This is a genomic window from Candidatus Cryosericum hinesii, assembly GCF_003570985.1.
GTDB lineage: Bacteria > Caldisericota > Caldisericia > Cryosericales > Cryosericaceae > Cryosericum > Cryosericum hinesii.
Map to the genome: position 1 here is coordinate 1 of NZ_QXIW01000009.1, position 10,853 is coordinate 10,853.

Sequence of the window (10,853 nt, forward strand, 5' to 3'; positions counted from 1 at the left end):
CAAAGTCCTGTATTGTCGCCACAGCCACCTCCAGTCCTTTTGATCAATACTACGCAACCATGTGGCCGTGGCAATGGTTACGTGGCCTGCGGCGACTCCATCGAATGGCAAATCTTCATAATCGGTGGCACGGGCTTGACATGAAACCGCTCTTCCCGAGAATGTCGGCAAGAATTACCACCACCCTTACCATCAGGAGGCCAGCATGGGTATCAGGAAGCGATTCACGATCCTGCACAGCAACGACATGCACGGCGATTTCCTCGCAGAGATGCGCGGCGAGAAGGGTCACCTGATTGGCGGCCTGTCGCTGTTGTCGGGATATATCAACGAGGTCCGAAGCGAGGAAAAGAATGTCATTTACTGTATTGCGGGCGACATGGTGCAGGGATCGCTCATCGACGCCGAATACAAGGGTATCAGCACCATGGAACTCATGAACTACCTGTCGCCGGACGTCGTCTCGCTGGGTAATCACGAGTTCGACTATGGACTGCCCCACCTGCTATTTCTGGAGAAGATNNAACGTCGACGGCTTCGACATCCTGTTCATCGGGATCATCACGGAGAAAGTCATGGACATGTTGAAGACCGACAACATGTTGTCGTCGTTTATCACGCTGCAGGAAGCCGCTTCCGAAGTCGGGAAGATCTGCAACGCCTATAAGAACGATGACATCGATCTGACGATCCTGCTGACCCACATTGGCTTCGATTCCGACAAGGAGCTTGCGGGCCTGCTGGATCCGGCGTGGGGCGTCGACATGATTATCGGTGGGCACAGCCACACGATCCTGGAGCAGCCTGCCGTCGTCAACAACATCCTGATAGCGCAGGCCGGGGTCGGTACCGAGCAGATCGGACGGTTCGACATCACGGTGGACGACGACACCAACAGCATCGTCGACTGGACCTGGAAGCTGGTCCCGATCGACAACATCCACTGCCAACCCGACGAAAAGCTCACGGCCTTCATCGGCGGGTTCAAAGACATTGTCGACAAAAAATACGGCAGCATCATTTCGAAGTTCACACGCACGCTCACGCACCCAGATCGCGCGCGCGAGACGGAACTCGGGAACCTGTTTGCCGACGCGACCCAGGAAACAACCGGTGTCGATGTCGCCTTTGTCGGCAGCGGCAGTATCCGAAAGACGGAACTGGGACCCATCGTTACGCTGGGCGACTACCTGGCGCTGTTTCCCTACGATGACTCCATCACCCGGTTCACGGTGACCGGCGCACAACTCAAGCATGCATTCGCCGGGTTCATGCGACCGGAGAACCGCAATGGCGAGGGCGAATACTACCAGGTGAACAAAGGCGTGAAGGCGGTCTACGACCTGGCGAAACATGAAGTGGTGTCGCTGGCCCTGAACGGCGTCCCCATCGACGATTCCTCGCGGTACTCCATCTGCCTGCAGGGGTACCATTACAAGAACTCGACCGTCGGGCTGCAGCTGACAAACGAGGAACTGGCACAGCTGGAGCAGCCCCGCCTGCTTGCCACGTCCGGGCGGGACGTCGTCGAGGAGTACCTGCGCAACCATCAGAACGTGAACGCCGAGGTGGAGGGCCGTCTCCAGTATCTTTAAACCAGTCTTGACCGAAGACGTGTTATGGTTAGGCTCATAGGTGGAGCGTTGACATGTGCCCCAAGATGTACGACATCCAATTATGGAGGGAAACGTGAAGAGACTTATTTCGCTTGTCCTCGTCCTGGCAATGATTGCTGGGCTCACTGCTGGTGTATCCACTGCTACTGCTGCAACGACGACCACTCTCGTTCTGACGGTCGGCAAGGTCAATTACACGTTAAATGGGGCTGCTAAGGTGGGCGATCAGGCCCCGGAGATCACAAGCTCCCGCACGTTTGTGCCGATCCGTGTGGTGTCGGAGGCTTTTGGCGCCGACGTCAACTATGACCCCGCCACCAAGACAGTTGCCGTCCTCCTCGGCGCAACGTCCTTTGAGTTCATCATTGGTCAGAAGTCTGTCAAGATCAACGGTGACGCGGCCCTCATGGATGCAGCTGCCTACATCTCCAAGGCAGGCCGCACGCTCATTCCGATTCGCTTCGTTTCTGAGAAGTCCGGATTGAACGTCGCCTGGAATGCAACCGCCCGCACGGTCACCGTCAATTCTAAGGCTCCTGTCACGGGCACTATCAAGATTGGCCTTGTCACCGATGTCGGTGGCCGTGGCGACCAGTCATTCAACGACTCCGCCTTGCGCGGCCTCGAGATCTGGGCTGCCCAGAAGTCCTTCGTCAAGGGCGGCGGATATGCTGCCATGACTGATGCCGCGTACAAGCAGTCCCTGGCCGACAACGCTCCTGACCTCAGCAGCCGGGGTATTGCTCCGATCCCAGGCATCACCCCCATCGTACTCGAGTCCAAGGAACAGACGGACTACGTCCCCAACCTCACCAAGCTTGCCGAGGACGAGGGCTGCAAGCTCATCATCGCTGTCGGGTTTATGCTTTCCGACGCCACCTATCAGATCGCCAAGGAGCATCCGCAGACCAAGTTCATGCTGATCGATGCCCAGCCCTCTGACCCCACAACATTTGCCCCTCTGCCCACCCTGCCCAATCTTGTCTGCTTCCTGTTCAAGGAAGAGCAGTGCGGATACCTTGTCGGCGCCATCGCCGGCATGGCAACCAAGGCCAACAAGATCGGCTTCATCGGTGGTATCGCCGTTCCGGCTGTCCAGCGCTATGAAGCGGGTTTCATGGCCGGCATCAAGACCACAAACCCGACCGCCTATGGCACTGCAGGCAAGAACGTGGCTGACGTGTACGCTGGCAGCTTCGGCGACCAGCCCCATGGCAAGCTTATTGCCCAGACAATGATCGCTCAGAAGTGCGACATCCTGTTCCACGCTGCCGGAGCCACTGGTAACGGTATGTTCGAAGCCCTCAAGGAAGCCGGCGGACCTGACAAGGGTCTGTGGGGCATCGGTTGCGATGTCGACATGGGCAAGAACCCGAACCTGTATCCCGCGGGCACGCTGACCTGTGCTATCAAGCACGTCGACTTTGCTACTTACGCCTCCGTCAAGTCCATCATCTACGGCACCTTCACTCCTGGTGTCGTCACCCTGTCTCTTCGCAATGGTGGTGTGGGCTGGGCCCAGGATAACGTTGCCAAGGTCCTGTCTGCCGCCCAGATTGCCAAGATCAACACCCTTCGTCAGGACATTATCGACGGCAAGATCACTCCTCCCGAAGACCCCAAAGCCGTCCCAACTTGGACAGCTCCAACTGGTTTCTAGCATCTGTTCCAGAGCAAACCACCAACCCCCGGCTTCACGCCGGGGGTTTTGTGTCGAGACATGGATCATGTATTTGTGCTACAATACTCACTGTTAGGCTATTCTGTTCTGGAGGAGAACAAATGAGAAAACTGCTGTCTGTTGTACTGATTCTGGCTCTTGCTGCCTCCGTATTCACCGGTTGCAAGAAGGCCACGCCGGTTGCCAACGAGATCAAGATTGGCCTTGTCACCGATGTCGGTGGCCGTGGCGACCAGTCATTCAACGATTCCGCCTTGCGCGGCCTCGAGATCTGGGCTGCCAAGAAGTCCTTCGTCAAGGGTGGTGGCTACACTGACATGTCTGATGCAGACTATGCACAGTCTTTGGCCGACAACGCCCCTGACCTTACCGACAAGAACATTGCTCCGCTCCCTGGCATCACCCCCGTCGTGCTCGAGTCCAAGGAACAGACGGACTACGTCCCCAACCTCACCAAGCTTGCCGAGGACGAGGGCTGCAAGATGATCATCGCTGTCGGCTTCATGCTTGCTGACGCCACATACCAGGTCGCCAAGGATCATCCGGATGTCAAGTTTATGCTCATCGACGCCGTTCCCTCCGACGCCACGACGTTTGCACCTCTCCCTAACCTCCCCAACCTTGTCGACTACCTGTTTAAGGAAGAGCAGTGCGGGTATCTTGTCGGCGCCATCGCCGGCATGGCAACCAAGACCAACAAGATCGGTTTCATTGGTGGTATGCCCGTTCCCGCTGTCCAGCGCTATGAAGCAGGTTTCATGGCCGGCATCAAGACCACGAACCCGACCGCCTATGGCACTGCAGGCAAGAACGTGGCCGACGTGTACGCTGGCAGCTTCGGCGACCAGCCCGCCGGCAAGCTTATTGCCCAGACAATGATCGCTCAGAAGTGCGACATCCTGTTCCACGCTGCCGGAGCCACTGGCAACGGTATGTTCGAAGCCCTCAAGGAAGCCGGCGGACCTGACAAGGGTCTGTGGGGCATCGGTTGTGATGTCGACATGGGCAAGAACCCGAACCTGTATCCCGCAGGGACGCTGACCTGTGCTATCAAGCACGTCGACTTTGCTACATGGACGGCCATCAAGTCCGTTGTTGACGACACCTTCAAGTCAGAAGTCGTCACTCTGTCGCTGACCGACGGTGGTGTGGGTTGGGCCCAGGATAACGTTGCCAAGGTCCTGTCCGCCGACCAGATTGCCAAGATTGACACCCTTCGTGCGGACATCATTGCCGGCACCATCGTTCCGCCGACCGACCCGAAGGCAGTTCCAGCCTGGATCGCTCCGACTGGTTTCTAGCATCTGTTTCAGAGCAAACCACCAACCCCCGGCTTCACGCCGGGGGTTTTCCATTTGCGGACACTCTCATTTGAACGGCGAAGAGGGGATAAGCCCAGAAGAAGGAAACGCCCCAGGTGGGTTAAGCCCGGGGCGATGTGAAAAAGGAAAGCAGTTGAGGTACTGGCTACATATTTTCAGGGTCTGAAAACGTTCCACCCGCCCCGCTTCATCTGGAAGTAGAAGTAGGCTACCCAGGCTACTGGAAATATCACAAGGTTCCATGTTCTTCCAACGTGCCAGAACATGATCTCGCTGAGGATAAGTGGCACAAGGAATACTGCGAGTCTGACCCAATAGCGTGGTTGCCTCTTGTGACTCAGCCCAGGCTTCGGCTCGACAGTGGGTGTCAGTGTTTCTGGTGATACAATGACTCCTTTATCTTTCTGCAGGTCTTTTGCCATGTCAGTTCCTATGATGTCTCGCTTTTTGCCGGAATATTCCTGCTCGCCAGAACGTTGATACCAGTACCGAGCACGTTCTCAATGACGACGTCCCCAAACTTTACGGGAGCCGTAAGCTCGATCTTCCGGACTTCGGCCAGTAGATCAAAAATACGTGGCTTGGGAATCGGCGACTCGGTGTAGACTGGGGCAAGAGGATGTACGCCGCCCTTTACCCTGACCGTGGTCGTCACCATGCGCCTCGGGTCCTTCAGCTCCCCCGTCGCATAGTCGACACCGCGCTTGCAACTGTTCCCTTCCGTCTTGATGACGGTCTCACCCTCCACTGTCACAACCAAGGCGCAGCCCCTTGGACATGTAATGCAGATAAGCTTCTTCTGTTCCTGCGTCATATCAGTCTCCTTATCGCCTGACGACTCGCACACTCAGCTCGGACGCGCGTTGCACCGCGTCGTAGGCAGACTGTGGAAGGTCGATATTGACCATCTCGCCCGGGCGCACGTAGAGTTCCGCCTTTCTGGTCACGCGTTCTTCGCCGTTCATGACTTCAACCCAGACGGGTGCCTCGATCGGCAGTGTCACTCTCATCTGTAAAAGTTGAGCCGATTCCGCAAGACTTTCCTTGTCCAAAATATGAGGGATGACGTAGCGAACATTCTCTCCAGCTTTCATCCTTACCCGTCGGCCGTCGTGTTTGCGCGCAGTGATGGCGTATTGCGCCGCGTTCCGCCCGCATAACAACCCAGCTTGAGTCACCCAATCTACCAGGTCGTAGACATGTACCACATTGCCCGCGGCAAAAATGCCCGGTACACTGGTCTGCATTTCTTCATCGACAAATGGTCCACCGGTGACGGGATCAAGTGCAACGCCTGCTTTGCGCGAAAGTTCATTCTCCGGGATGAGACCCACCGAAAGCAACAGTGTATCACAGGGAATGGTCTCCTCGGTGCCCGGCATTGGCTGGCGGTGTTCATCGATCTGAACCGATTCTATCGCTTCTACCCTGTCGTTGCCGATAATGCGCTTGACCGTATGGTGCAACTGCAGTGGAATATCGTAGTCCAAAAGGCACTGCACATAGTTGCGCGTCAGGCCGGTCAGGAAGGGCATGATTTCCAGCACTCGTTCTACCTTGGCACCTTCAAAGGTAAGCCTGCGTGCCATGATCATACCGATGTCGCCCGAGCCCAGAATCACGAAGCACTTGCCAGGCATGAAGCCTTCGATATTAACAAAGCGCTGGGCCGTTCCCGCGGTATACACGCCCGCCGGCCTTGTTCCCGGCAAAGCAATCTGTGCCCGCGTTCGTTCACGGCAGCCCATAGCCAGCACCAGAGCCCTCGTGTCCAGTTCGACAAAACCGGACGACTGACTCGTCACATACACATGCCTTTCGCTGGTCACATTGAGTGCCATCGCATCCAGCAACGTATCAACGTGAAGCCCTGCAAGCTCATCGATAAAACGCTGCGCATAGGTAGGACCTGTCAGGTCCTTCTTGAATGTCTGGAGGCCAAATCCATTATGAATGCACTGCTGCAGAATCCCACCCAGCTCCTGTGCCCGCTCGATGACGAGCACATCCTGCGCACCCGTCTTCTTGGCTTCTATGGCTGCAGCCAGACCGGCAGGGCCGGCGCCTATGACAATAACGTCGTACTTTTTCTTCAACATTATTCTACCTCCTTATCCTTGGTCGGCCGGACAAGGAATTCTGATCCCTTACCCTTCTTGGTGATTTCGAGCGGGGAGACACCCAGTTCGCGGGCAAGAATCTCGACGACACGCGGAGTATCAAAACCACCCTGACAGCGTCCCGTACCCAGCCAGGTGCGCCGCTTTATGGCATCGTAGGTGCGCGCGGGTATGGGTGCATGTATTTCGGCCACGATTTCGCCCTCGGTGACGTTTTCGCAGCGACAAATGACGCGTCCATAGCTCAGATCGTTCTCTATGAGCAACTTCTGCTCAATCGGCAACATGTCACGGAAGCGCGGACGAGCCTTGCGTATGGGGTTCCAATCCGGCTTCTCCTCCAAGTTCTCACCAGCGCCCTTGAGCAGCTCGACGACCCGCACGGCAATGGCAGGAGACGAGCTAAGTCCCGGCGACTCGATGCCGCCAAGATTGACCAATCCCTCGACCTCTTTGGGAATCTCAATGATGAAATCCTTGTTGTACTTGACGTCGGGGTTGGCGCACGGGGCGTTTCCTCCCGGCCTGAGTCCAGCAAATTCGGCTATCGAATATCGTAGACTGAGCGAGGGAACCAAGTTGACAGCCCCCTGCCAGATTTCATCCAATCCTTCACGGGTGATGGAGCGGTCTTCTTTGTCATCTATCTCCAGGGCGTTCGGTCCTATGATGGTATTGCCATGCACAGTTGTGGTAACCAGAATACCCTTGCTGGTTGCAGACGGCACCGGGAAAAGCACGTTATTGATGGTGATTTCGGCTTTGTCGAAGACGTAATACTCGCCCTTTCGAGGCGTAATCTTGAACTCCGGCCGCAGTCCAGCCTTGTGCATCACCATATCAGAATACATGCCTGCACTGTTGACAACCCAGCGAGACATGAAATCGCCGCGGTTTGTCTTGATGCCGACGATGCGTTTTCCATCCATAATGAAGTCCTGAAATGCCGTGTCGGTCATAAGGGTGACCCCGTTGACGACGGCATTCTCCGCAGCGGCAATCACAACGCCAAAGGGGTCACAGATACCGCCGGTAGTGGCCCAGAGAGCACCGCTTACCTCGGGATTGATGTTGGGCTCCCGTCGGCGAACATCTGCACCGTTGAGTATGACCATTCCGGGAACCCCATTCTCAAGTCCCTGCTGCCGCAGACTCTCAAGCTTGCCAAATTCTTCCTGTCCTATAGCAACGACGTAGTCGCCGCGCCTCTCAAAGGTGAAGTTGAGTTCGCCTGCCAGCTGATCAAACATCTGGTTTCCCACAACGTTCATCTCGGCCTTCAGAGTACCTGGCTTGGGGTCATAACCGGCATGGATAATCGCCGTATTCGCGGAGGAGGCACCCATGCCGATGTCGGAATCCTTTTCAATCAGAAGGATATCAAGTTTGTAGCGCGAGAGAAACCGGGCCACCATACTCCCGACCACACCCGCGCCTATGATGATGACATCGTATTTTTTGTCCGCCATTGTCGCCATTCCTTTTGCTCAGTATCGTAATTCTAGAAAATAGAGTCCAACATCGTTGATAGACTCTGCCCAGACAAAAACGAGCCGCGACCGCCGGTCGCGGCTCGTTTCGAATACGAGAAGCCTACAGCAATAGTTCTACTGCTTTACCCAACCGAACGTGCGCTTGACAGCTTCAAGCCAGCCGTTAAAGAGCGTGGCGCGCTTGGCGCTGTCCATCTTGGGCTCCCAAGTCTTGTCCACGCCCCAGTTAGCGCGCAGATCTTCGACCTTGGCCCAGAAACCGACTGCAAGGCCAGCTGCATAGGCAGCACCGAGAGCGGTGGTTTCGGCTACCTTCGGGCGGATGACGGGAACGCCGAGGATGTCCGACTGGAACTGCATCAATGTATCGTTGAACACCATGCCGCCGTCTACCTTGAGTGCGGTAAGCGGAACGCCGGAGTCCTTGTTCATGGCTTCGAGGACTTCGCGAGTCTGATACGCAGTCGCTTCGAGTGCGGCGCGGGCGATGTGACCCTTGTTGACGTAACGGGTCATGCCGACGATGACACCACGAGCGTCGCTCTTCCAGTACGGGGCGAAGAGGCCGGAGAATGCGGGTACGAAGTAGATGCCACCGTTGTCCTCGACCGTGTTGGCCAGGGCCTCGATGTCGGAGGATTTCTGGATCAGGCCGAGGTTGTCGCGCAGCCACTGAACCAGAGCGCCTGTGATGGCGATGGAACCTTCAAGGGCGTACACGGCGGGCTCTTTGCCGATCTTGTAGCCGAGTGTGGTAAGCAGACCGTTCTTGGAAGGAACGGGCTTGGTGCCGGTGTTGAGCAGCATGAAGCAGCCGGTACCGTAGGTGTTCTTGGCTTCTCCCGCGCTAAAGCAGGTTTGGCCAAAGAGCGCTGCTTGCTGGTCGCCAAGGTCACCGGCAACAGGAACGCCTGCGAGTACACCAACGGCTGTACCATAGACTTCTGAAGAGGCCTTGATATCGGGGAGCATAGAGCGCGGAATGCCCATCAACTTGAGGTTCTCTTCGTCCCAGTCAAGGGTCTCGAGGTTCATCAACATAGTGCGGCTGGCATTTGTCACGTCGGTGACATGAACGCCGCCCTTGATTCCGCCCGTCAGGTTCCAGATGACCCAGCTGTCCATGTTGCCAAAATACAGTTCGCCCTTCTCGGCCTTCTCTCTGGCGCCAGGAACGTTGTCAAGAATCCATTTGACCTTGGGGCCGGAGAAGTACGTGGCCAGGGGGAGTCCCACTTTGGCACGAAGGCGATCCTGTCCACCGACTTTTGCCAGCTCATTGCAGATGAGGTCAGTACGTGTGTCCTGCCATACGATAGCATTGTGGATCGGCTTGCCAGTGTTCTTGTCCCAGACCACCGTGGTCTCACGCTGGTTGGTGATGCCGACTGCTGCGAGATCCTTAACATCGATATGTGCTTTTGCAAGTGCACCAGCTATAACCGTCTGAACGGATGCCCAGACTTCCATTGCGTCATGTTCGACCCAGCCGGGCTTGGGGAAAATCTGCTCATGTTCTTTCTGATCGATACCGATAACCTGTCCAGCATGGTCGAAGATCATGAACCGAGTGCTGGTCGTACCCTGATCTATTGCTCCTACATACTTTGCCATGATGATTTCTCCTTTGTCAACTATTGTTAACTCTTCTCGGGGAGATTTGGAGTGATGAACGTATCGTACGCCAAGGCACCCAGGACGCCACCGATCAAGGGCATAAGAACAGGTGCAACAAGCCAGTAGGCGCCGGTGAAGAGACCCTTCGTTCCGACAATGGCACCGAAGATACGGGGGCCAAGGTCACGAGCTGGGTTGATAGAATAGCCGCTCGGTCCACCGAGAGAGAGACCGACGGCAAGAACGGCGCCACCAACGATCAAGGCGCCCAGGTTGTCTTTAAGACCCATGTTCTTGGCGTCACCAGATGCAAGAACACCGCAGAGCAGGATGGCGGTCCCGAAGATTTCGGCAATGCAGGCAACGAGCAAGCTGTAGGGGCCGGCTGCTGTAGCAGCTCCAGCTCCCCAGAACGTCTGGCCAAAGACTGAACCAGGCCCGGTGGCCCATACGTTGGGCATGCCGGCAGCTTTAAGGCCATCAAGGTAGACAAGGTATACGCCGAAAGCGCCAAGGAAGGCGCCGATCATCTGGGCGATCCAATATGGAATGACCTTTGCCCATGAAAAACCACGCTTTACGGCCAGGGCAAGGGTAACAGCCGGGTTCAGATGCGCACCGGAAACGCCACCAGAGACGTATACGGCGATGATGACAGCCATTGCCCAACCAATTGTAATGGTATTCCAGTTATAGCCACCAGCAGCAAGGCGGGGGGCGAGACCAACGTTGGCGACTACGCCGTCGCCGAGCAGAATCAGGATAAAGGTTCCAAATACTTCACCGACTAACTCTCCAAACAGACCGTGCTTCTTCATTCTGCTGTCTCCTTTACGTGCAGGGATAGTACTACTTGTAGAAACCCAATCGCCAAACATTTTGGAGATGTGAACTATCTGTCAACAACGTCGATCTCCCGTTCACCCCCTTTCCTTTCAGACATCACCTGCTATAAGTACCCAGCACCCAGGGCTTCTGAAACCCTGAAACCGGGGAAACACTGA

8 protein-coding genes and 1 pseudogene are annotated in these 10,853 nt (G+C 56.1%); 3 read left to right on the forward strand and 6 right to left on the reverse strand.

What is annotated here, in order from left to right; translation table 11 throughout:
* Positions 1 to 205 precede the first annotated feature (205 nt).
* The 3 genes and pseudogenes from SMC3_RS01600 (at position 206) to SMC3_RS01610 (ending at position 4,598) form a co-directional block, all read left to right on the forward strand.
* Positions 206 to 1,595 (forward strand): annotated as a pseudogene (locus SMC3_RS01600) (bifunctional metallophosphatase/5'-nucleotidase).
* Positions 1,596 to 1,689: 94 nt separating this feature from the next.
* Positions 1,690 to 3,276 (forward strand): BMP family ABC transporter substrate-binding protein, encoded by a 1,587-nt coding sequence (locus SMC3_RS01605; protein WP_207799620.1) that lies wholly within the window; start codon positions 1,690 to 1,692, stop codon positions 3,274 to 3,276.
* Positions 3,277 to 3,398: 122 nt separating this feature from the next.
* The gene (locus tag SMC3_RS01610) at positions 3,399 to 4,598 is read left to right on the forward strand and encodes a BMP family lipoprotein (RefSeq protein WP_119089743.1); all 1,200 of its coding nucleotides are present in this window, start codon (positions 3,399 to 3,401) and stop codon (positions 4,596 to 4,598) included.
* Between the two features lie 176 nt (positions 4,599 to 4,774).
* On the opposite strand, the gene SMC3_RS01615 is transcribed toward SMC3_RS01610, so the two are convergent.
* The 6 genes from SMC3_RS01615 to SMC3_RS01640 all read right to left on the reverse strand — a co-directional run bounded on the left by SMC3_RS01615 (position 4,775) and on the right by SMC3_RS01640 (position 10,667).
* Positions 4,775 to 5,041, reverse strand: coding sequence for a hypothetical protein (locus SMC3_RS01615; protein WP_119087884.1), 267 nt, complete (start codon positions 5,039 to 5,041; stop codon positions 4,775 to 4,777).
* 8 nt (positions 5,042 to 5,049) lie between these two features.
* Complete coding sequence (locus tag SMC3_RS01620) at positions 5,050 to 5,433, reverse strand: DUF1667 domain-containing protein (RefSeq protein ID WP_119087885.1); 384 nt, start codon at positions 5,431 to 5,433, stop codon at positions 5,050 to 5,052.
* Between the two features lie 10 nt (positions 5,434 to 5,443).
* Entirely contained in the window at positions 5,444 to 6,718 is a 1,275-nt protein-coding gene (locus SMC3_RS01625; RefSeq protein ID WP_165846501.1) for an NAD(P)/FAD-dependent oxidoreductase, read from the reverse strand.
* Positions 6,718 to 8,208 carry an NAD(P)/FAD-dependent oxidoreductase gene (locus SMC3_RS01630; RefSeq protein WP_119087886.1) on the reverse strand — a complete coding sequence of 497 codons (1,491 nt, stop codon included), beginning with the start codon at positions 8,206 to 8,208 and terminating at the stop codon, positions 6,718 to 6,720. The genes SMC3_RS01625 and SMC3_RS01630 overlap by 1 nt, the downstream gene beginning before the upstream one ends.
* 138 nt (positions 8,209 to 8,346) lie before the next feature.
* Positions 8,347 to 9,846 (reverse strand): glycerol kinase GlpK, encoded by a 1,500-nt coding sequence (gene glpK, locus SMC3_RS01635; RefSeq protein WP_119089744.1) that lies wholly within the window; start codon positions 9,844 to 9,846, stop codon positions 8,347 to 8,349.
* Positions 9,847 to 9,872: 26 nt separating this feature from the next.
* Positions 9,873 to 10,667, reverse strand: coding sequence for an MIP/aquaporin family protein (locus SMC3_RS01640; RefSeq protein WP_119089745.1), 795 nt, complete (start codon positions 10,665 to 10,667; stop codon positions 9,873 to 9,875).
* Between the last annotated feature and the right edge of the window lie 186 nt (positions 10,668 to 10,853).